The 23,044-nt window shown below is 60.2% G+C and carries 17 protein-coding genes; 9 read left to right on the top strand and 8 right to left on the bottom strand.

What is annotated here, in order from left to right:
* Positions 1-4 precede the first annotated feature (4 nt).
* Positions 5-550: a hypothetical protein gene (locus tag PQQ51_RS06555; protein WP_408495825.1), complete on the top strand. Its 546-nt coding sequence runs from the start codon at positions 5-7 to the stop codon at positions 548-550.
* Here the strand turns inward: PQQ51_RS06555 and PQQ51_RS06550 are convergent.
* Positions 547-3,018, bottom strand: a complete 2,472-nt coding sequence (locus PQQ51_RS06550) for a bifunctional acetate--CoA ligase family protein/GNAT family N-acetyltransferase (protein WP_408495824.1) — start codon at positions 3,016-3,018, stop codon at positions 547-549. The genes PQQ51_RS06555 and PQQ51_RS06550 overlap by 4 nt on opposite strands.
* Before the next feature lie 406 nt (positions 3,019-3,424).
* Between PQQ51_RS06550 and PQQ51_RS06545 the strand changes: the two genes are divergently transcribed.
* Together PQQ51_RS06545 and PQQ51_RS06540 are read left to right on the top strand one after the other, a co-directional pair.
* Complete coding sequence (locus PQQ51_RS06545) at positions 3,425-4,318, top strand: LysR family transcriptional regulator (RefSeq protein WP_408495822.1); 894 nt, start codon at positions 3,425-3,427, stop codon at positions 4,316-4,318.
* 253 nt (positions 4,319-4,571) lie between these two features.
* The gene (locus PQQ51_RS06540; protein ID WP_408495820.1) at positions 4,572-5,705 is read left to right on the top strand and encodes a fimbrial protein; all 1,134 of its coding nucleotides are present in this window, start codon (positions 4,572-4,574) and stop codon (positions 5,703-5,705) included.
* A gap of 71 nt (positions 5,706-5,776) precedes the next feature.
* On the opposite strand, the gene PQQ51_RS06535 is transcribed toward PQQ51_RS06540, so the two are convergent.
* The 4 genes from PQQ51_RS06535 to gabT form a co-directional block, all read right to left on the bottom strand.
* The gene (locus tag PQQ51_RS06535) at positions 5,777-6,775 is read right to left on the bottom strand and encodes a CobW family GTP-binding protein (RefSeq protein ID WP_408495818.1); all 999 of its coding nucleotides are present in this window, start codon (positions 6,773-6,775) and stop codon (positions 5,777-5,779) included.
* Complete coding sequence (locus PQQ51_RS06530; RefSeq protein ID WP_408495816.1) at positions 6,775-8,418, bottom strand: amidohydrolase family protein; 1,644 nt, start codon at positions 8,416-8,418, stop codon at positions 6,775-6,777. Before PQQ51_RS06530 ends, PQQ51_RS06535 begins: the two co-directional genes overlap by 1 nt.
* A gap of 179 nt (positions 8,419-8,597) precedes the next feature.
* Positions 8,598-10,040 carry an aldehyde dehydrogenase family protein gene (locus tag PQQ51_RS06525; protein ID WP_408495814.1) on the bottom strand — a complete coding sequence of 481 codons (1,443 nt, stop codon included), beginning with the start codon at positions 10,038-10,040 and terminating at the stop codon, positions 8,598-8,600.
* Positions 10,041-10,043: 3 nt separating this feature from the next.
* Positions 10,044-11,342 (bottom strand): 4-aminobutyrate--2-oxoglutarate transaminase, encoded by a 1,299-nt coding sequence (gene gabT / locus PQQ51_RS06520; RefSeq protein ID WP_408495812.1) that lies wholly within the window; start codon positions 11,340-11,342, stop codon positions 10,044-10,046.
* A 362-nt stretch (positions 11,343-11,704) separates the two neighbouring features.
* Between gabT and PQQ51_RS06515 the strand changes: the two genes are divergently transcribed.
* The 6 genes from PQQ51_RS06515 (at position 11,705) to PQQ51_RS06490 (ending at position 20,909) form a co-directional block, all read left to right on the top strand.
* Positions 11,705-12,994, top strand: coding sequence for an MFS transporter (locus PQQ51_RS06515; RefSeq protein ID WP_408495810.1), 1,290 nt, complete (start codon positions 11,705-11,707; stop codon positions 12,992-12,994).
* Positions 12,995-13,046: 52 nt separating this feature from the next.
* The gene (locus PQQ51_RS06510) at positions 13,047-13,610 is read left to right on the top strand and encodes a PucR family transcriptional regulator ligand-binding domain-containing protein (RefSeq protein ID WP_408495808.1); all 564 of its coding nucleotides are present in this window, start codon (positions 13,047-13,049) and stop codon (positions 13,608-13,610) included.
* 183 nt (positions 13,611-13,793) lie between these two features.
* Entirely contained in the window at positions 13,794-14,615 is an 822-nt protein-coding gene (locus tag PQQ51_RS06505; RefSeq protein ID WP_408495806.1) for a PucR family transcriptional regulator, read from the top strand.
* A 155-nt stretch (positions 14,616-14,770) separates the two neighbouring features.
* On the top strand, positions 14,771-17,740 hold the full coding sequence (locus tag PQQ51_RS06500; protein ID WP_408495804.1) for an FAD-binding and (Fe-S)-binding domain-containing protein: 2,970 nt from the start codon (positions 14,771-14,773) through the stop codon (positions 17,738-17,740).
* 202 nt (positions 17,741-17,942) lie between these two features.
* Entirely contained in the window at positions 17,943-19,343 is a 1,401-nt protein-coding gene (locus PQQ51_RS06495; RefSeq protein WP_408495802.1) for an aspartate aminotransferase family protein, read from the top strand.
* A 93-nt stretch (positions 19,344-19,436) separates the two neighbouring features.
* Complete coding sequence (locus tag PQQ51_RS06490; RefSeq protein ID WP_408495801.1) at positions 19,437-20,909, top strand: NAD-dependent succinate-semialdehyde dehydrogenase; 1,473 nt, start codon at positions 19,437-19,439, stop codon at positions 20,907-20,909.
* A gap of 29 nt (positions 20,910-20,938) precedes the next feature.
* Here the strand turns inward: PQQ51_RS06490 and PQQ51_RS06485 are convergent, their stop codons facing one another.
* The 3 genes from PQQ51_RS06485 to PQQ51_RS06475 form a co-directional block, all read right to left on the bottom strand.
* A complete protein-coding gene (locus PQQ51_RS06485; RefSeq protein ID WP_408495799.1) occupies positions 20,939-21,433 on the bottom strand; it encodes an Lrp/AsnC family transcriptional regulator in 495 nt (164 codons plus the stop codon).
* A 48-nt stretch (positions 21,434-21,481) separates the two neighbouring features.
* Positions 21,482-22,207 carry a haloacid dehalogenase type II gene (locus tag PQQ51_RS06480; RefSeq protein ID WP_408495797.1) on the bottom strand — a complete coding sequence of 242 codons (726 nt, stop codon included), beginning with the start codon at positions 22,205-22,207 and terminating at the stop codon, positions 21,482-21,484.
* 102 nt (positions 22,208-22,309) lie between these two features.
* Entirely contained in the window at positions 22,310-23,035 is a 726-nt protein-coding gene (locus PQQ51_RS06475) for a haloacid dehalogenase type II (RefSeq protein ID WP_408495796.1), read from the bottom strand.
* Positions 23,036-23,044: the final 9 nt, after the last annotated feature.

Here is a 23,044-nt window from a genome sequence, read left to right as displayed (position 1 = left end):
AGCAATGGCAAAACTTCTGAACGATTCCGAATTCCAGCGTTTTTCCGAACTCCAGCAGAAGCAGTCGAGCTTCACGATCACACCTGAAGAAGCCGACGAACTGCGCGACATCGTCGCTCACGCGCAGAAGCGCCGCGACGATCGCGCTGCGGCGATGCAAAGCATCGAGACTTTCATTCAGCAATTCGACATCAGCCCCGACGAGCTGTTTTCAGCCGAACAGATCGGCGACGCCGCGCGCACCTTCGGCCTGATTCCGGCCGCGAAGAAAGAGCGCGCGCTGCCGCCGCAGTTCACGTTCAACGGCAAGCCGTATCAATGGACCGCGCGTCCGCTGCCGGACGACATCCGCGTTCCGTTGTTCGACGCTTTCAAGGCGGGCGAATCGGTGAAACCGTTCATCGCGACGCTGAAGGACGCGAGCCGTTGCGCGGCGACGATCGCGCGCCTCGAGCGCGAGACCGGCGCGGTTTACGCTGAAGCGTTGCTGGAAGAGTTGTCGGTCACCCGCACCCAGGTCGACGAAGCCGCAGCGAAGCTGCCGGCTTAAGTTTCATCCAGTGCCATCCTGAAACCGACCACGCCCGGGTCTTCCGTCGCCGTGATCGTGAAGCCGCAGGATCTCGCCAGCGCGATCATCGCAGCGTTTTCCCGCAGCGCCTCGCCGACCAGCCAATGGATGCCGCGTGCCCGCGCGTACCGGATGATCCGGTCCATCAGCAGTTGTCCGAGATGACGGCCCTTCTGATCGGAGCGAACCGCGGCGGCAAATTCGGCGGTTTCGTTGTCAGGATCGGCGACGGCACGCACGACACCCAACGTGCGGGTGCCCCCCTCTTCGGTGGTAACCGTCGCGATCAACGCCATTTCGCGGTCGTAGTCGATTTGCGTCATGCGCGCGAGCTGCGAGTGGTCGAAGCTGCCCACCGCGCCGAAGAAACGCAGCCGCAAGTCTTCCGGCGTCATCGCTTCGACGAAATCGTGATGGGCGGCTTCGTCTTCCGGACGGATCGGCCGGATCGTCACACGCAGGCCTTGCCAGTCGAGCGTCTCTTCGAAGCGGCGCGGATAGGGGACGATCGCGAGCCGGCTGCGCGTCGATGCAATGCGCAGAGCCGGCTCGACGACGACCACGCGCTCTCTGAATACACGCAGCGTCAGCGTGAGGCCGACGATTTCCTTGACGTCGCAGACGGCCTGCGAGAGCGCCGTCAATGCGGCCAGCGCGGGCTCCGGCGCGATCAGCCGCGCGTAGCGCGAACGCGAGACGATGTCGCGCGCCAGCATCGGATTGAGCGGCGGCAGGCCGTACACGCGCAGCGGCTCGGACACGCCGTCCGCCGACGGCGCGGTGAAGCGGAAGACCGGGCCGAAATTGTCGTCGTCGTGAAGCTCGACGGCGAGGTCGACGACCGGTTTGGGCGAGGACGCAGCGGCCCGCTCCGTACAATCGTCTGGGGGCGGCCCCAACGTAGAATCTTCCGCCGCTCCCTGCGTCGAGCCTTGCGTCGAGCCCTCTGCCGACGATCCCTTCAGCCGTTCATCCACATTCGGTTCAACGCGCAGCCCAAAACGCTCCAGAAGCCGCGCCGCCGCTTCGCCGGTTAGCTGGCGCTCACCTGCGGCGATAGCGGCGCGCGCTTGCGCCTGCGCGGCGTCGATCGATGCGGGAATCTGCGCCGGCAAACCCTCCGGCGTCTGCATCAACAATTCGCGCCCCATCCGGTAATCGACCAGACGCGCGAACGCACGCGCGAGCCGCTGCGGCGTCGTATGCACAGGGATGCCTTGCGCGTGCAGTGCGTCGCGCGTCGCCGCATCCACGCCGCCGAAGAAGCACGCGAGCACCCCGCGATACGCAAAGCGCTGATTCGCGATCAACGCCCGCGCGACGTCGTCCACCGGCGCGCCGTGCGTCGACGCGTGAACCACGAACGCCGTCCCGCTGCTGCGATGTTCGGCCAGCAGTTTCAGCGCGGTGCCGAAGTGTTCGGGGCGCGCGTCGTCGCCGAGTCTCAGCGGGTTACCGGGCAGCGCGTGCGGCAGCGCTTCGGCCAGTGCCGCGTCCACGGCGGTGGGCCACGACGCGAGCATGCCGCCAGCCGCGGCAAAGGCGTCGCAGGCGAGCGTCGCGAGGCCGCTGTCGCTCGTGATCAGCGTGGCCGTCGCACCCGCCGCCACGCGGCCGACGCCGAGCGTTTCGATTTCGTCGAGCAGATCGTCGAGCGAATCGACCCGCACCATGCCCGCGCGGCGAAACGCGGCCGTGTAGAGGCCGTCCGCCGGGTCGGCGCGGCCCGAGCGCAACGCCAGCACCGGTTTGTTGCGCGCCGCCGCCCGCGCCGCCGACATGAACTTGCGTGCCGCGCGCACCGTGTCCAGCTCGAGCAGGATCGCGCGCGTGCCGGGGTCGCTGGCCAGATAGTCGAGCACGTCGCCAGCATCCACATCGGCCTCGCCGCCCAGCGCCACCGCATGCGAAAAGCCGAGCCCGCGCGCCTCTGCCCAGCCGAGCACGGCATTCGTCAACGCATTCGACTGCGACACCCACGCGACGCCGCCCGCCTTTACCGTGCACGACGGCGCGCCGAAATGCGCGCGCAGCGCCGGCGACACCACGCCGAGACTGCCCGGCCCGACGATGCGCAACAGATTCGGCCGCGCCGCCGAAAGCGCGTGGCGCAGATGCAGGCGATCGTCGTCGCTGCGCACTTCGCCGACGATCACCGCCGCGCGCGTGCCGAGCCCGCCAAGTTTGTGGATGATGCCAGGCCACGTATCGGGCGGCGTACAGATCACCGCGACGCTCGGCGCCTGCGGCAGCTCGCCCGCGTCGGCGCTCACCGCGTGGCCGCCGAGCGTGTCGTACTTCGGATTGACGGGCCAGATGGGGCCGTCGAAGCCGCCTTCGAGCACGCGCGCCCACACCATCGCGCCGGTACTCCCCGGCCGCTCGGAAGCGCCGATCACGGCGACGGACTTGGGTCGGAACAAAGCATCGAGATTACGGACGGTCACGGGCGCTCCGCGGAATGGAAAGCACGACGCCGACAAGGGGCGCGTCTTGGTCAGTCGTCAGGATAGGCGAAGTCGGGGGGCTTGCGCGGCGCTTGTGGATTCGGGGCTCGGTTGGGCCTTGTTCGGGCCTTGTTCGGGCCTCGATTGGACCTTGTCGCGCGTTGCATGTCGCCTGATCCGCAAGCAACGCACATCAGAATTTTTTTAGCGTGTGCAGGCAAAATACCGGTCAAAATGCGACAATCCTGCGGATGCCGAACTGCGCATTTTTTCCCTGGAATCTGCGCTCGGATTGACGCTCGGCACGGCGCGTCGGAGACAACGCGTAACACACCATGAATTCCGCGAACGGGCACCCGGCACCAGCCATCTCGCTGCGGATAAATGAAGAGAAAGAAGGTGATTTATGCGGCGCTTGCCCTCGCTGATCGCGTTGCGCTTCTTCGAAGAAACGGCCCGGCACATGAGCTTCAACCGTGCGGCGATTGCGCTGTGCGTGACGCAGGGCGCGGTAAGTCGCCAGATCAAGCTGCTCGAGGAATCGCTCGGCGCGAAGCTGTTCGAGCGCGATCACAAGGGCATCCGTCTGACGCCGGCCGGCCTGCAATTTCTGCCCTGTCTCTCCGACGCCTTCGACACGATCGAGCGCGGCTTCCGTCAGATCACCGCAACCAAAGGGCGACGGCGTCTCGTCGTCGCCGTGCCGCCTACCTTTGCGACACAGTGGTTCTCGCCGCGGCTCGGCTTGCTGGCCGACCAGTTGCCGGATGTCGAGCTGTCCGTGCGCACTTCACCTACTGAAGACTGTCACTGCGTCATCCGCTTCGGCCGGGACGCGCTGCCCGGCACGCATTCGGAATTGCTGATGATCGAGCGCCACGCGCTGGTCGGCACGCCGCGTCTGCTCGCCGAATCACTCGACATGCTGCTCGAACACATGCCCGCGCTGCACGTACTGCACAACGAAGCGCGCCTGGACTTATGGCCGAACTGGCTGGCGAAGGCCGGCTTGCCGGCACGCTATGCGGACAACGGCATCGAGTTTTCTACGCTGGAGCAGGCGATCCGCGCGGCGCGTAAAGGCGCGGGTCTTGCGGTGGTGGACCGTAACATGATCGTCGAAGAACTGGCGGACGGCAGTCTCGCGCAATTTTCGGATATCGAAGTAACCGGGCCCTTCGGGTACTGGCTCGACGTGGCGCAACGCCACGCGGCGCTTGAGCATGTGCAGGCGTTTTCCGGTTGGATGCGGGAAGAGGTTTTGAAGATGGACCTCGCCAACCCGTTACCTCAGATTTAGCTCACCACTGAATAGAGCCATTCATCAATTTGGGAATTTTCCCATAGTTATTGCAGCGCCATCTGACGACCATATGGTGTATGCGCCATGCCGCACTTCCGTCTCGCGGCAACTCAACTTCAAGCGAATGGGGACACCCCCAGTTAGGCGAGTTAATCAAGCTCTCTTCAATTGAATGGCACGACCTGGTTTTAATATCGCATCGCATCACTGATCAAAAATTGACGCCTTCAATACCAATTGGAGAAGGATAATGAGTCAGATTTATAAAACGCTGTATGGACTATTCCATACAGCCTGTTTTTTTGTAGTCCAATACTTCTCAAGCAGTCTGGCGACTCGCTCAAAGTATCGAGTTGTTTGGAAAACGCTAGGGGCCATCCTTTTTATCGTCGCCCAATTTACGTTTGGATCCGTCGAAAGTCAGGCCGCAAACGTCACTTGCGCGCCGTCGTCGGCATTCTATTTTTCACCGGTGCTGAGCACATCGGGCTTCGGGCGAGATTCAACCATTGGCAGCACGACCCCGAACTACTCAACCGAACTGAAGCTGCATTGCTCGGGTGATCCTGACGCCGACCGGGATATTTTCGTGCAGTTCTGGCACTCTGCGGCAAAGCTTATTCCAGGTTACACGAATGTGTATCCAACCAATCTCCCGAGTGTCGGAGTGCGATATACGATTTCGAACGGCGCAGCGACACGTTGCAACGGCCTCCCCGCCACTGTGTCCGGCGCGGTGCTTCAGATCACCTGCCATCAAATGCATCAGGCGGTGTCGCCCGGTCAAATCTATTCCCTTACCGTGTCGGCGCAATTCGTGAAACTCACGAACGGTGTCACGGGGCCGCTTACTACGATTCCCGCTTTAGATATTCGTACTGGGATCAACAACCAGGGTTCATTTACTGACTGGGGTAATCTTTTCAGCGGCGACGTCAGCAGCGGTTTTACGACGCTGACCTGTTCCGTCACCACCCCGTCAGTCGCGGTATCCATGGCCCAGACCACCACCAGCCAGTTGCCCTCAGTCGGATCCTCGGATGCAACGACGCCGTTCAATATCGGCTTGGACTGTGATCCTGGGGTCAAGGCGTATATGACACTTACCGATGCCACCGCGCCGGGTAACACGAGCAATACATTATCGTTAGGAACAGACTCCACCGCAGCGGGAGTCGGATATCAGGTCCTCTATAACGACAGACCGATATCGTTTGGTGCGGATTCAGCCGCTGCGGGCAATCTCAATCAGTTTTCGGCAATGTCCAGTCCGTCCGAGGGTGGCGCTATCAATATTCCGTTGACCGCCCGATTCATCCGGACCGGCGACGTGACAGCCGGTACGGCAACCGCAAAAGCAACGTTCACGATGTCGTATCAGTAGTCTGTTCACGTTACGCAATCTGGAAGTAGTCTACCGCCGCATGAAGAGCGCATATTGGCCCTGTTAGATAATTAGTTTTGTAGCGAGGTCCACCGTACGTCGCACTCCGTCGGAACCTCTTCGAGTTCTGCCATCGCGCAATCTCTAACGATGAATACCGCGGACATGTCGTGAATATCAGAAGAAGCAAGACGGCGCGGCGCAGCAAACGTGCTGCCGACACTTTGGATAAGCACCCGGTCACTACCCATCGGCCCCGCTACGATCGCTTTCATTCGTAAAAGCCGATCTCCCGTGGCCCCGGCGATGTTCTCAAACCAATCGAGAACCTGCTCCCATTCGGGGATATTCACAAACCGCGCGCGGAACACTCTTATCCGCGGATGCAGCAACGCGCGTGGCTGGCCGGGCTCGCCGATAACCGGCGGAACGATCGTCACCGACTGCGGGTCAGCATCGCGAAAAGCCATCCTCGCCCGCACGGTTGACGAGAACTCGTTGACGACACGCGCGAGAGGATTGATCGCGTTCACCTGTTCGACTGCTTGCGCTCGCCGTGTCGGACTAACCAGGTCGACCTTGGTCAGAACGATGCTGTGCGCCGCTGTCAGTTGCGCAATTGCATCGTCGGATTCGTCATCGCCGAGTGGGGAGCGGCTGCAATCGTAGGTACTGACGATTTGCACTCGAAGACCTAATTGCGAGAGCTGGGCCAAAGAACCCATTACCTGACCGGGACGCGAAAGCCCACTGCATTCAAGAATGATCCGCTCAAATGGCGGAAGGGCTTCTTGCGCCCGGGAAGCAACCAGCTCTTCGACCGTCGTGACGAGATCATTGGTCAACGAGCAGCAGACGCATCCGTTGCTGAGCGTGGCCATCGCAACGCCCCGCGCCGATTGGGACAAGACCGCGCCATCGATATTGATCGCACCGATCTCGTTGACAATGACGCCGGTAGTCGACGCAAGATCGGAGGCGTCGAGCAACGCTTCGACCAGCGACGTCTTCCCACTACCGAGTTTGCCCGCCAGGATCACGAACCGGGTGCCAGACGCTTCCTTGCTCATTATCTTGCATCGCTCATGAAAGGCGACTGACCGTCAGGCCAGCTCGACGCAACCATAGTGCGAACATCTTCGAGCAGTTTCGCCACATCGAACACCACGCCGGACTTGACGGTCATCTCCAGTGCGCGTTTCTGTTCGAGGCTTCGAATCTCGTCGTTCAGGCGGAGTGCGCCGGTACCGTACAGCAACTTGAAATCAGACAGCGGATTCTGATTGTGCACCAGCAGATCGGCGCGCTTCCCCACTTCGAGAAGACCCGTCTGATCTTCGATTCCCAGCAGTTCCGCGCCGTGCAACGTTGCTGCGCGCAACACTTCCATTGGCAGAAAGCCTGCTTCCTGGAGCAACTCGAGTTCCCGGATGAATCCGAAACCATAGATCTGGAACATGAAGCCCGAATCGCTTCCTGGGCATACGCGCCCTCCCCGGTTCTTGTAATCGTTGAGGAACAGCATCCAGATCCGGAAGCTGTCTCGCCACTCAACCTCGTTCCTGACGGACCAGCGATAGAAATACGCACCGTGGCCGCCGCGTTGCGGCTGGAAGTACTTCCACGTCGTATTGTCCGTGTACGACTCATGCCACTCCGCGCGGCGCGCGCGCATCAGGTCGCGATTGCCATCGTAGACATTCATCGTCGGTACAAACGTGTGCCCCGCTTCAAGGAAGGCGTCGAGGACATCGTTCCACTTCTGGGAGCCGGGTTTCGCTGCCTGAAGAAATGTCTGGCCGGCCGTCGAGAAGCGCAGATATTCGTCGTTGTAGTTGTAGTTGTCATCGATGCTCGCCAGCGTGCGGCCGTCGAACAGCGCCTCCGGAAGACCGTATGAATGCTCGGTACTCGTGAGGCCCCACTGCGCGGTCTTCAGTGCATTCATTCGCCCGACCGAAAGTTGCGCATGGTGACAACAGGTTCGCAGACCGAGCTTCTGGCATTCATCAAGCGCGGCCTGCATGATCGCAGGGGACGCGCCAAAGAACTTGACCCCGGCGGCCCCCTTGTCCCGTACCTGTCGAAGCCACTCGCGGCCTTCTTCCGGCGTAAAGATGGTCTTCAGGTAATCGTTGACCGCGGGGAAATAAACGTAGGGATAGAGATTGGGCGCGGCGATACGGTTTGCATCCGCCGCGGCCTTCTGCTCGCACGTCCACGCAAGACCGTTCATGCAGCCGGCTTCCCGCACCGACGTTACACCGTGCGCGAGCCACAGCTTGTAGATGTAGTCCGCCGGCATCATCTCGCCGTTCTCGGCGTGAAAGGGTGTACCGATATGAGCGTGGCTGTCGATGAAACCAGGCGTGACGAACTTTCCGGTGCAGTCGATCTCGTGGTCGCCCTGAGCCGGGCGGCGGCTATCGTCGATGGGCAGGCCGGGTACACCGACTGCGGAAATCTCCGCGATCCTGTCGCCCTCGATGACGATATCCGCCGGGCCCCACGGCGGTGCCCCCGTGCCGTCGATCACCGTCGCGCCGCGCAGGACGAGTCTGCGAAACGGCCCATCGCCACGGTCCCGCGTCGTTGAGGGTCGCACCTGGCCCAAGCCTTTCTTCGCAAAGCCAGCCACCATTTCTTCGCCAACTTCAATGGCAGGTTTCGAAGGACTCGACATATATTCTCCTGATAACTTATGCGAGCGCACAACGTTCGGTGCGCGCGTTAGCGGCCTTTCCGAGTCAAAAGACCTTCGTGCCCTGCTCGACACCAAGCTTCGCTTCGATGTTCGGTTCGACGCGCACGACCTTGCCTACGCGGATATCGACCATGGAAAAAGCTCGTACGGCGTGATTTCGCTCATTGTGTTTCCTGAAAATACATTCTCTACGCTGCCATCGTGAGCCGCATGGCTTTCAGGTAGGGATGAAGGCAAGCCGGCGGCCACATCGACATCCGGCCGGCGGTTAAGGCAAAGGGGTCCGTCAACGCGCGTCCCGCGTCGTTTATCCAGACATTGACGTAGCCGAGTTCATGAGCGACGTGTTGTGCCTGTTCAAGATCCCTGGTCCAAACCCACGCGGTCCCGCCCTTTGCAGTCGACGTTGCCAGTTCGATCGCATCGTCGACCTCCATGAACCGCAAGACCGGAAGAAGCGGGCCACTGCGTCCCTGCGTCACGATGCGCATGTCGGCACGAACGTTATCGACGATAGTGGGCGGAAAATGCAATCCGCCCTTATGGGTGCCGCCGACTATCAGCCGTGCGCCTTCACCAAGCGCATGCGATATCTGCTCGCGCGCCATGATCAGGCTCACGCTGTCGACTACCGGCCCGATCTGCGTGTCGGGGTCGAGCGGATCGCCCGAGCGCAACGCGGCTGCTCTCGCGCGCAGAAGTGCCAATAGACGCTCGGCAACCCCTTCGTGTACATAAAGCCTGCTGGCACTCGTGCAGTCCTGTCCTGCGTTGCGCATAAACGTGCTGGCAATGATTCCGTCCGCCGCCCGTTCCAGGTCTGCATCCGGAAACACCAGGATCGGCGTTTGGCCGTCGACTTCAAGCGTCAGCGCTTTGCGCGCATCCGCACATTTCCGGCCAAGATACTGCCCCACCTCGATACTGCCCGTGAACGTCACCATGCCGACGCGCAGGTCGGACAAAAACACGTCGACGGTTGCTATGGGGTCATGGGTCGTGACGACCTGCAGCGTTCCGGGGGGACCGCCGGCTTCGCTCCACAAATCGGCAAGCGTTATCGCGGTAAGTGGAGCGCGCGACGACGGCTTCAGTATCACCACGCAACCGGCAGCAAGAGCCGCGGAGGCACACCTGGCGACAGTCAGGACCGGCTGACACCAGTTAGCAATACAAACGACTGTGCCGACCGGTCGCGCTCGACAGTGCACTTGTCGTAGACCGTGCTGGCTCACCACAGTTGAATTGTCAGTCAGACCGGCGATATCGGAACAGTAACCGACGATCTCCAATGCGTCCGCAACCTCGGCTCGAGCTTCCTGGATAGGCTTGCCCGTCTCCAGTGTCATGGTGGTTGCAAGGCGGTCGGCGTGCGCGCAGATGAGGTCACGCCACCGGGTGAGGACTGCGCGCCGCGACTCCGCCTCTCTGCGGTTCCACGCAAGAAGGCCGTGACTGGCGCCTTCGAGCGCAAGCAAAGCTTCTTGTCGTCCACATGAAGCGACGTGAGCGATCGCGAGTCCCGTCGACGGATTGACGACGGGAAACACCTGCTTTGCGCATGCGCTCACCCCCGCGAGGCGGGCGTGCCACAGACGTATCCCACCAACGCCGTTTTGCGCCGCATTCATCGCCTAGTCAGCCCGCTTCGCGGCCTCCAATGCACGCCCGAACAGTTGCAGCGCCTCCGCCACGTCCTGGTCCGACACAGTGAGAGGCGCGAGGAAGCGAACCACATTGCGTTCGATGCCGCACTTGATCAGAAGCAGGCCCTCTTCCTGAGCGGCGTCGAGCACACGCTGCACCAGCGCAGCAGCCGGAGCCTTTGTCGTGCGGTCCGTCACAAACTCGACCGCCACCATCGCGCCCGTTTGACGAATTTCACCCATTTCCTTGTGGGACTCGCGAAGCGATTCAAGACCGTCGCGCAGTTGCACGCCAATCTTGCGGCTGCGTTCGATCAGGTTCTCCTGTTCGAATATATCGAGCACCGCATTGGCTGCCGCACATCCCAGCGGATTGCCGCCGTAGGTTCCGCCGAGCCCGCCGGGTTGCGGCGCGTCGATGATTTCCGCACGCCCGACGACGCCCGAAATAGGCAACCCGCCCGCCAGACTCTTCGCCACCGTGACCAGGTCCGGCTGAATGCCCGAGTGCTGGAAGCCGAACATTTCGCCTGTGCGCCCGAAGCCCGTCTGGATTTCGTCCACGATCAGAACAATGCCGAGTTCCTCGGTGAGCGCGCGCAGCGCCCGCATGAATTCAGGCGGTGCTGCGAGGAAACCGCCATCACCTTGAACAGGTTCGAGAATGATTGCAGCCACACGATCGGCGGCGATCTGTGTGCTAAAAATCTGCTTCAGCGCGTCGAGCGCATCGGTCGAAGAAATGCCGTGATACGCGTTCGGATAGGGTGCGTGATAAACGTCCGGAGCAAACGGACCGAAATTCTGCTTATAGGGTGCGCTCATACCCGTCAGCGTCATACCCAGCAACGTGCGGCCATGGAAGCCGCCGCGAAATGCAATGACGCCAGGGCGATTCGTATATCCACGCGCGATTTTGATCGCGTTTTCGACAGCCTCCGCGCCAGTGGTAAAGAACACCGACTTATATCCCTGACCGGGTCCGACCAGTTCCGAGAGACGAGCCGCGAGCCGCACGTACGGCTCGTAGCCCACTACCTGGAAGCACACATGCGAAAACGATTCGAGTTGCTGCTGTACCGCAGCGACTACGGCCGGGTGGTTGTGACCGACATTCAGCACGCCGATACCGCCGACGAAGTCGAGATACTTGCGCCCTGTCGCGTCCCACAGATAAGCACCGGCCGCACGGCTGGCAAAAATGGGATGTGCGGTCGCGACGCCACGCGGCACGTAGGTATTACGCAAAGCAGCCAGATCGCTGGCCGGGTTCTGTTCTTTACTCACGAGGTCACCTCCAAAGGACGTGCCAATGGTAGGGATCCAGAAATCGGACAGATACCTACTGGAAGTAGGAAGAACTGAACAATTTTCTATTTGAAATGATGGGGAAAGCCGTCGCCCCGTCGCTCGAAATGCTCGTTGGCGCAGATTCCCACTGCGTTCCTCTGACGAAAGACGAACCCGGTGTAATTTTGCTCGATGCCGGTCGTTCTCCTACTTCAGACACTAATATGGAAGGTGTTTTTCCATTCTTAGGTAGATAGCTATGCGATTTGTGGCCGGGTTCAATGACTTCACGGACGCACGTGACACCACGGAGCGCCTGAAACGATTGAAGAAGCTAACAGAAAGCGTCAGGAGTGGAGATGAACACGGTAAATTTGACTTCAGCATACAAAGAGGAACGCAGCGCGCGGCGACGTGCGATTGTTGCCACCGTTCTCGGCAATGGCTTCGAATGGTTCGATTTCATGGTGTACGGCTTCTTTGCCATCATCATCGGAAAGCTGTTCTTCCCTACTGGCAACGATCTGTCTTCGTTGATGCTGTCAGTGGCGACTTTCGGCGTCGGATTTCTGGTACGACCTTTCGGCGGCATCCTGATCGGAATCTACTCGGATCGTGCGGGCCGCAAAGCGGCCTTGTCGCTGACCATTCTTCTGATGTGTGCTGGGACCGCGCTCATCGGTCTCGCGCCGACATACGCGCAGATCGGCATGGCGGCACCCTGTCTGATCGTCGTTGCGCGGCTATTGCAGGGCTTCTCGGCGGGCGGGGAAATGGGTACGGCAACCGCGTTCCTGACGGAGCACGCACCGAAAGGCAAGAAGGCCTATTACTCGAGCTGGATTCAAACCAGTATCGGCTTCGCGGTACTGCTCGGCGCGTGCTTCGGCACCGGCCTCACGCTCGGCCTGTCGACTGCCGATATCGAAAGCTGGGGCTGGCGAATTCCGTTCCTCTCAGGCCTGCTGATTGGACCGATCGGTTTCTTCATCCGACGCAATCTCGAGGAAACGCCAGTTTTCCTGCACACCACCGACAAATCCAAGACGCCGCTCTCCGATGTACTGCGCGATTACCCGTGGCAGGCTTTCGCAAGCTTCTCCATGGTCGTGCTGTGGACCGTTTGCATCTACGTGATCCTGTTCTACATGCCGACCTTCTCCGTGAAGGTGCTGAAGCTGCAGCAGTCCGCGTCGTTTATCGCGGCGATGGTGGGGGGTGGTGTGATCACGGTGTGTTCGCCGATTACGGGCTGGCTCTCCGACAAGATCGGCCGCAAGTTACTCCTCGCCGGGTCGTCGGCAGCGATGCTTCTGCTCGCGTGGCCGCTGTTCGCCATGATCGTCTCCGCGCCGTCGCTCGCCACGCTCTGCATCTTTCAGGCAGTCTTCGGCGTGCTGATCGCGATCTACACCGGGCCGATCCTGGCTGCGCTGTCCGAGATATTCCCGACCAAGGTCTTGTCGACCGGACTGTCGGTCGCGTACAACCTTGCTGTGATGACCTTCGGCGGGTTCGCGTCGCTGATCCTCACCTGGCTCATCAGCAAGACGGGAACGGCAATGGCGCCCGCGTTCTACGTGATCTTCGCCGCTGCCATCAGCCTGCTCGGCGTTCTGTTTGGATATCGTCAACCCGCCAATACATGACCCTGCAACACGACGACCTGGCTGCACGGCGTATCACGTCGTTGGAGGCGTGATGAAACTCGACACCGCAATACGTGAAACGGTACTCCGCCAGGCCCGGGTCGTCGCAGGCGAACACGATCTCGAGCGGGAAATTTCGTGGGTTCACATGGTGGACCACCCCGACATCGCAGACTGGGTCAAACCCGGCGAGCTGCTGCTGACCACGGGCTACAACTGGCCCAATGAAGAGGCCGCGTCTCGCGACCTGGTCAAGAAACTGAGCGAAATCGGACTGGCGGGCGTCGTGCTCGCGGTGCCGCATTTCAGGGAGCACTTTTCGCCGGAGGCAATCGCCGAAGCTGACCGTGTCGGTCTGCCGCTGCTCGAGCTTCCCTGGGCCGTACAGTTCAGCCAGGTTACACACGAGATACTCGCCAAGATCATCAACTTCCAGAGCGAGATCATCGAGCGCTCGGAGCAGCTTCATCGAGCGTTGACCAATGCAGCCGTATCGGCAAACAGTCTGTCCGATATCGCGACCGCACTATGCAATCTGCTCGGGCGCGCGGTCACCTTCAGCGACACCTCGGGTCACGTGCTCGGCGGTTCGGGCAGCGCCGAAGATCTCGCCTAACTCGAACCGCGATTACTGGCCGCTGTACGTGACGACAGCGCGTCAGTCGATCTCGCCAATGTGGAGCGTCCGACCAAAGTCGCATTTCGCGAGACTGGCGGCGTGCGGCAAAGATTGAGTCTTCCTGTCCGACTGCACGACCGTGCCGTTGCACTCATCTGGCTCGATCTCGACGATTCTGAAATGGATGAACTGGACTCGCGCGCCATTGAACATGCGAGCGTAGTGGCGGCGCTCCATCTGATGCATCAACAGCAACTGAGCCAGCAGGAAGACCGGCTGGGCTACGCGTTGGTAGCGGGCCTGCTCGACGGCGAATTCGACCCGTCGACCAGCGCGCTCGAGAGAGCCAGAGTGTCGGGATGGAGTCAATCGAAGCAGTATCGCGTCTGCCTCGTGCTGCTCGACGAGCCCATTCCGCTCACCACGGAAGGACTCGAACGCCGGGAACGCTTCGTCGAAAACCTGAAACGGCAACTGCGCGCAAAACAGTTGCCGGTGTTGTTAGCACTCTGGCTGAACCAGATCAAGTTCATCGTCCCGTCCGATGCATCGCTCGACGCGCTCTGGGAGTCCGTCTCCGACCGCCGCGCCGCGATGGCCGTCAGTCGCGTCCATGCCGGCGTGAGTGGCATGGCAATCGGAGCCAAGGACGTGGACGCGCTGGTGTCGACACTGAGACCCGGACGCCTGCATCACTTCGACGAAATTCTTTTCCCCCGCGCGTTGATGGGCGACGCCGATGCACGCGACATGCTCGTCGAGCGCCTCGTCACGCCACTGGCAGGCAACCGCCGCGGCGAGTCGCTGCTCGAGACCGTATGTACGCTTGCCGACGAGGGCTTCCAGCTTGCCAACACTGCGAAGGCGCTGGGCATACACATCAGCACGCTCCGTTATCGGCTTGAACGAATTGAAGCCATTCTGTCCGTCTCGCTCGAAGACCCCAGCCTTCGCTTCCAGCTTCAGGTCGCCATGGCCTTGTACCGGCTCCGCGAAGATTAGCCGGCTTTTTCCTATGTTTCGCAGGAAGACAGCGTTTTTGCTTCAGGCTTAAATACGGAACGTGGGGGCACACCTTTTTGCCCTGCCGCACTCGTTCGACCTGACGACAGGTCCTGCGCGGGGCGTCCCCGAACATGTCTTCCGTATGGATTGAAATGACCAGCGCAACCGCTCTTCCCCGGCACGATATCAACGCCCTGCTCGCGCTTCAGCGCCGTATTGCAAACGACACGACCGCAGAGATTCGCTTTGACGCCGGATCGCGAGCGGCCTACGCGTCGGAAGCATCGAACTACCGGCAGGTCCCGATCGGCGTCGTCGTTCCCCGTACCATCGACGACGTCGTCGAAATCATGCGCGCCTGCCACGACGCCGGCATGCCCGTTCTGACACGCGGCGCCGGCACGTCGATGTGCGGCCAATCGGTCAACGCCGCGGTCATCATCGATGCGTCCAGGCATCTGACCTCAATCGAGAACATCGATGTTGAAGCTCGCATTGCGACGGTTCAACCAGGTGTCATCTGCGATCAGCTAAAAGACGCGGCCGCACTCAAAGGCCTCACGTTCGGGCCGGATCCCGCGACCCATAGCCGTTGCACGATCGGCGGGATGATCGGCAACAATTCCTGCGGCGCCCATTCTGTGATGGCCGGCAAGACGGCCGAGAATGTCGAGGCCATGGAAATCCTGACGTACGACGGAGCACGATTCTGGGTCGGCCCGACGGATGCCGAAACGCTTCAGGAGCACCTCGATGCGGGCGGACGGCGCGCAGCGATCGTCACGCAGCTTCTGGAACTGGTAGACCGATATGGCGACGCGATCCGTGCCGGTTTCCCCAAGCTTAAACGGCGCGTCTCCGGTTACAGCCTCGACCAGTTGCTTCCCGAAAATGGCTTCAATATTGCCCGTGCGCTGGTCGGCTCGGAAGGCACGTGTGTATCGGTGCTGCGTGCCACGACCACGCTGGTGACGAACCCGACTCATCGGGTTCTCGTCGTATTTGGCTTTCCGACGATCTTCGACGCCGCCGATTGCGTTCCCCAGTTGTTGCCGCTCGGACCGATCGCGATGGAAGGGTTGGATACGGGTATCGTCGGGGGTCTCCGCGAGCGCGGCCTCGCTCTCGCGGACATTGCCGAACTACCCGATGGAAATGCGTGGCTCATGGTCGAATTCGGCGCGACCGATAGTGACCGGGCTTTGTCACTCGCACACACGGCCGCGAGCTTTGGCAAAGCATTTCCTGGTAAGCCATCGTCACGCGTGGTGGTCGACGCCAGTCTCATGAAACGCCTGTGGTCTGTGCGCGAAACTGGCGCATCGGCTACTTCGATCGGAGACGATCCGTCGCAACCGGATCCGGTGGTCGGCTGGGAAGACGCGGCCGTCGAGCCCCGGCATCTTGGCGCATATCTCAGGGAGTTCTCGGCCCTCGTGACGCGTTACGGCTACAAGACCAACATGTACGGGCACTTCGGCGACGGATGCATACATTCACGCATTACCTTCGACCTTCGAAATGCTCAGGGCGTCCATACCTGGCGCGAGTTCCTTGTCGAGGCGGCGCAACTGGTCGTCAAATACGAGGGTTCGCTATCAGGCGAACACGGCGACGGTCAGGCCAAGGGAGAACTGTTGTCGCTGATGTATTCCCCCGAACTCATGGAGGCCTTCAGGGAGTTCAAGGCAATCTGGGATCCGTTGGGATGCATGAATCCCGGCAAGCTTATCGATGCCATGCCTGTGGACGAGAATCTGCGGCTCGGTCCGTCTTACCAGCGCGTTGAAATCAAAAGCCATTTCTCTTTCGGAAACGTTGCCAATCCCGACACCTTCGCGCGCGCCACGGAACGCTGTATAGGAATGGGCAAATGCCGTTCACTGGACGGTGGAACGATGTGCCCCAGTTTCCGTGCTACCCGCGAAGAAAAGTACTCGACGCGCGGTCGTGCCAGGCTGCTTTTCGAACTGCTAAAGGGCGAAGTAATCGAAGACGGCTGGCAGAGCGAAGCTGTAAAAGACTCGCTCGACCATTGTCTTGCGTGCAAAGGCTGCAAAAGCGATTGTCCGACTCACGTCGACATCGCGAAATACAAGAGCCATTTCCTCTACGAGTATTTCAAGCACAAGCGCCGCCCCATCATGGACGCGATGATCGGCCGTATCGGAAAGTGGTTGCCGCTCGCCACACACGTAAGTGGTGCGGCAAACAGGGTGATGCGAAATCGCGCGTTTCGAAAGATCGGCGCGTACGCGGGCCTCGCGCCGGACGTCCGGTTTCCCGCCATCGCAAGCAAAGCGTTCAGAAACGGTCACAGCGCGAGACAGCTGCTTGCGACGAGCCACGCAAACATCGCGACTCAACGCGGACGCGTTCTGTTGTGGACGGACACATTCAACAACGGGTTTTCCCCTGACGTTCTCGAAGCAGCGGTGCGCGTTCTCGAGTCGCATGGATTCCAGGTTCAACTCCTGAGCAAGCAGGTCTGCTGCGGCCGGCCCATGTATGACGCCGGCTTGCTTGACGAGGCGCGGCGCAATCTCGAATCCATCATGAGCGCCCTATCGGAAGTCATTCAAGCTCAAACGCCGGTCGTCGTGCTTGAGCCGAGCTGTCTTTCGGTGTTCCGCGACGAACTTCGCGCGCTGTTCCCCACCGACGCTCGCGCTGCTTCACTGGCGGCCTCAGTGAAGACGCTCGCCGAGCTTCTGCAAGACAGCGGCGTCGCGTTGCCAAAGCTGGATGAAGACGTCGCCGTACATGGTCACTGCCATCAGAAAGCCTGTGGCGGAACGAAAGCGGAATCACAAATGCTTAAAGACTCAACACGCTCAGGGAAAGTCCTTGCGACGGGTTGTTGCGGGATGGCCGGTGCATTCGGCTATCACACCCGTACTGCGGATATCGCCATGTCGGTCGCCGCTTCGGAACTTGTACCGGCTATCAATGCGTTGAGTCAGGACACCGTGGTGATCAGCGACGGCTTCAGCTGCCGCTCGCAGATTCGCAATACAACCGGCAGAACTGCGATTCATCTGGCGCAGTGGCTCGACCAGCGTAGCGAGTCTGATTCGACGCAAGCTTCGCCATTGCCAAGCTGGGAAACGGAGAAAGCATGAACCGCCGAACCTTTTCCAGCACCGCTATTCGTCGTGCCCGCGGACGAGTCCCACTCGTGACGATAACGACCGCAGAAAGTGCTGCCGCGCGCAAATAATCAAAACCGTTCTGCTTGCACATGTCCAGATTGGGCCGTGTTTCTACTGCGTTCGTTGCGTAGCATGACACGCATAACGGTTCCATTTTCCACAGAGGTACATCATGTCGATTGCGTCACTTATCGAGGCAGACCGCAGGCATCTGATTCATCCGGTCGTCAACTACCGCGCTCATGAAGAGCGTGGAGTCACCATACTCGAGTCAGGCCGTGGCGCATGGCTGCGCGATGCGAACGGCAACGAACTGCTCGACGCATTCGCCGGCTTGTGGTGTGTGAACACAGGCTACGGGCAAGAAAGTATTGTCAGGGCCGCGACGGAACAGATGAGTCGGCTTCCGTACGCCACCGGATATTTTCACTTCGGTTCGACGCCTGCGATTCAACTGGCGGAACAGCTCGTGGCGCTCGCTCCCGCATCATTGCAGCACGTCTACTTCTCGCTGGGAGGATCGGATGCCGTCGACTCGGCGATCCGGTTCATCACCCATTACTTCAACGCTACCGGTCGGCCGTCAAAGAAGCACATCATCGCCCTCGAGCGCGGGTATCACGGTTCATCGTCAACCGGCGCCGGTCTGACGGCCATCTCCAGCTTCCATCGCAACTTTGATGTGCCGTTGCGCGGGCAACATCATATTCGTTCGCCGTACCAGTATCGAAGCGCGACCCCGAACGATCCGCAGGCAATTGTCGCGGCATCGGTAGCCGCGCTCGAAGCGAAGGTCAGCGAACTGGGTGCAGAAAACGTCGCCGCATTTTTCTGCGAACCTGTGCAAGGTTCCGGTGGTGTCATTGTCCCGCCCAAAGGCTGGCTAAAGGCGATGCGCGAAGCATGCCGCAGGCTCGACATCCTGTTCGTAGCCGACGAGGTGATCACCGCCTTCGGTCGTACAGGACCCATGTTCGCTTGTGAATCCGAGGGCGTTGAGCCTGATCTGATGACGGTCGCCAAGGGACTCACCGCAGGCTATGCGCCGATGGGCGCGGTTCTTATGTCTGATGAGGTGTATCAGGGTATCGCGGACGGCGGCTCGCGCGCCGATGCAGTCGGGCACGGCCAGACATACTCGGCTCACCCGGTCAGCGCAGCGATCGGCCTTGAAGTGCTGCGTCTTTATCAGGAAGGTGGCTTGCTTGCAAACGGCGTCGCTCAGGCCGAGCACTTCGCAGCCGGCCTCGATGGCCTGCTCGACCATCCCCTTGTCGGCGACTCGCGTCATCGTGGTCTGCTCGGTGCGCTGGAACTCGTCTCTAATAAAGAACTTCGTACACGCTTCGATCCCGCACTGAATCTGTCGACCCGAATTTTCGAGGCAGCCTACCGGAACAAAATCATTTTCCGCGCTTTCGGCGACAACATTCTGGGGTTTGCTCCAGCACTTTGTTATTCGCGCGACGAAGTCGAGCTCATGACCGACAGAGTGCGCAAAACGCTTGACGACATCCTCGCGCAGGAAGACGTGCGCGCGGCTCTGCGCAGTGCGGAGAAAGTGCACGCCTGAGCTCTCTCCGTTCAGACGGTTAATAACCTTTCCCTGTAGCGGCGCAAACTCAGTCGATAGGCGCGCTACACGTTCATTTTGCAGGAGAAGACAATGGCTCTCAAACTCACACGCGGCGAACTTCTACATCGCCAGAACCTGATTGGCGGAAAGTGGGTCGATGCATCCGATAGCGCGCAATATCCTGTTATCAACCCTGCCACGGACGAGATCGTCGCCCAGGTCGCGAATAGCGGTGCAGCCGACGCCCGCGCGGCAACCGACGCGGCAGCGCAAGCCTTTCCGGCCTGGCGTGATCGCCTGCCGCGCGAACGTGCGGAAATCCTTCGTCGCTGGCATGCGCTTATCGTGCAGAACACGGACGACCTCGCGACGCTGATGTCGATGGAACAGGGTAAGCCGATGGCCGAAAGCCGCGGCGAAGTTGCGTACGGTGCGTCCTACGTTGCCTGGTTCGCGGATGAAGCCACGCGTATCTACGGCGATATCATTCCGCAGCAACAGCGTGGCAAGCGCATGACCGCGGTGAAAGAGCCGGTCGGGATCGTCGCAGCGATTACACCGTGGAATTTCCCGCTAGCGATGATTGCGCGCAAAATTGCACCTGCTCTCGCTGCCGGCTGTACCGTCGTCGCCAAACCGGCGGAAGACACGCCATTGACCGCCCTCGCGCTGGCTGCCCTTGCGAAGGAAGCCGGCGTGCCCGACGGCGTGCTGAACATGATCGCCGCCGCCCGTGACGAAGGCATCGCGGCCGTTGCCGACTGGCTGGCAGACGACCGCGTCCGTAAGATTACCTTCACCGGTTCGACGGCGGTCGGTAAGCATCTGGCACGAGAGTCGGCCGGTACTCTCAAGAAGCTCTCGCTCGAACTCGGCGGCAACGCGCCATTCATCGTCTTCGACGATGCCGACCTCGATGCGGCAGTCACGGGCGTCATGGCCGCCAAGTTTCGCAACGGCGGCCAAACCTGCGTGTGTCCGAATCGCATCTATGTTCATTCAAAGATCTATGAGCAGTTCGCCGATATGTTGAGCCAGCGTGTCGGTGCGTTGAAGGTTGCGCCGGCGAGCGACGCGTCCGCCCAGATTGGCCCGATGATCAACCAGCGCGCCATCGACAAGATCGCGAGGCACGTCGACGACGCGGTCCAGAATGGCGCGACCGTGCTCGTAGGTGGGCGACGGCTCACTGAGCTGGGTACCAACTACTATGCGCCGACCGTACTCACAGGGGCCAACGCTAACATGCTGGTCTGCTGCGAGGAGACCTTTGGCCCTGTCGCTCCGCTTTTCCGGTTCGAGGACGAAGACGAAGTGATCCGCCTCGCCAACAATACGCCATTCGGACTTGCCGCCTATTTCTATACGCGCGACGTGCGACGTATCGAGCGCGTCGGACGCAGACTCGAAGCCGGCGTCATCGGCGTCAACGAAGGTGCTGTCGCGAGCGAGGCCGCGCCCTTTGGCGGCGTCAAGGAATCCGGCTACGGACGCGAGGGTTCGAAATACGGACTGGACGACTATCTGTCCATCAAGTATCTCTGTCAGGGCGGACTGGATTAATCGATCGCCGAAAAAGACGCCGTCGTGACTTACTCATCGTCCGCGAGCAGTTTGTCGAGCGGAGCAGCATGTTTGACGAACGGTGTACGGATAACGATATAGCTGAAGTATTTTTCGATGCCGATGTTACGGTCGAGCAGCTTCTCGACAACCTCCTGATAATGCCCGATGTTCTTGACGAGAAACTTGAGTAGATAGTCATAGCCGCCGCTCACCAAATGGCACTCGATTATCTCGTCGAAGTCCCGCAGATTTGCCTCGAAGCGCACAAAGTCTTCACGGCGGTGGTCATGGAGCATGATCTCCGTGAAGACCGTGACCGTGCTGGTCAGTCTGGTCAGATTGATATGGGCGCCATAGCCCGAAATGATGCCCGCGGCCTCAAGACGTTTCACACGCTGCAAACAGGGACTGGCTGAGAGCCCGACGGCACTGGAGAGGTTCGCGTTCGTCATGTTGCCGTTCTTTTGCAGTTCGGCAAGGATCTTGATATCGATCCGGTCGAGTTTCTGTCGATTGCTCATAACGTGCTTGGTCGGTGTCGGCTGCGATGTCAATCGAAGATCGTCGTGCTATCCATTTGACAACTGCTCATGGTGCGCTTTGACCAGCTGGGCCATACTCGTAAACTTGAACTCGACTGAAGGCTCAGCAAGCGTTCTTAGTGTCGCGCCAAACCCGCGCTGTTCGAACCGGCGATGAATCCAGCATGAGCGCAGCCCGAGCTGCCCGGCGGGCTGATGATCATGATAGACGCTATCCGCAATGTGAAGGGCTTCCTCTTTCTTCACGTCAATCGAAGTCAGCACATCAAACAGATAATCGAAGTTTCGGTGTGACGGCTTGTAGGCCCCGACGTCTTCCGCGGTCACGATGGCGTCGAATTCCACCGCAAGCCTGGCGTTGCTGGATCTGAAGCTCTCGTTATCGACGTTGGAGACGATCACAAGCTTGAAATATTTCTTCAGATACTGGAGCGTACTCGCCGAGTCCGGGAATGCCGGCCAGTCGCGGATTGAGTGCCCGTAGGCAACAGCTTCATCCCAGGAATATCTGACGCCCCACTCTTCGGCGAGTCTCTTGTAGACGACCTGCAAGAGTCGGTTATACGGCAGCTCCGGGGTTGCCAACTGCTGAAAAGACTCGTGCCGGGCGTGCGCCTCGAGAACCTGATCGCGTGTAAGAGGATTGGCGAGACGGGCCGTGAGTGTCGACAGGCCCTCGGCTATCCCGGACTCCCAGTCAATCAACGTGCCGTAGCAATCAAACGTTAGTGCCTTGAAATCGGTCAACTGCACACCAGCCTCCGTCTTAAGATTTGCAACCCACCGAAATCGCCAACGGGAAAAGCTACTGACGCGGCGGTCAGCGCGCACCACGCCAGAGCTCTACCAAACCGCTTACTTCTTCAGCAGCGCCTCCTGGTGCGCTTTGGCAAGGTCCGCCATGCTGTTGAAACGGAAGTCGATATTCGGCTGCGCGCCCGGGTTCATCGTGGCGCCGAAACCCGGCTGCGAGTGACGGCGATAAATCCAGCACGACGCCAGACCAAACTCATTGGCAGGCTTGTGATCGTGGAAAAGGCTCTCTGCGGTGTGCAGGATCTTGTCTTTGCTGATGCCACGATCGCCTAGCTTTTCAATCATATACTCGAAGTTGCGCGGCGACGGCTTGTACGAACCAACGTCTTCCGCTGTGATGATCGCGTCAAATTCGACCTGCAGCTTCGCGTTACTGTACGTAAAGCTCTCGTTGTCGATATTCGATAGGATGACCAACTTGTAGTATTTCTTGAGGTACTGCAGCGCGCCTACGGTATCGTCGAACGCAGGCCAGTTGCGAACGGATTGGCCGTAAGCCACGCACTCTTCGTGCGTGAACGAAACGCCCCATTCTTCGGCGAGACGCTTGTACACGATGGGCAGCAAGTCCTGATAGCGCTTGGCCGGGGTGTACTTCTGCTGCGACGATTCGTGACGGGCATGAGCCTCCAGCACCTGATCACGCGTGAGCGCCGGCTTCACGCGATCCAGCAGGGTGCGCAGCCCCTCGAAAATACCCGTTTCCCAGTCGATCAGCGTGCCGTAGCAGTCGAAAGTCAGTGTGTTGAAGTCGGTCAGTTCCACAGTCACTCC

It is taken from the genome of Paraburkholderia xenovorans, from assembly GCF_046030735.1.
GTDB lineage: Bacteria > Pseudomonadota > Gammaproteobacteria > Burkholderiales > Burkholderiaceae > Paraburkholderia > Paraburkholderia xenovorans_A.
Note: the sequence above shows the minus strand (reverse complement) of the source record. Positions and strands in the feature narration are given on the sequence as shown.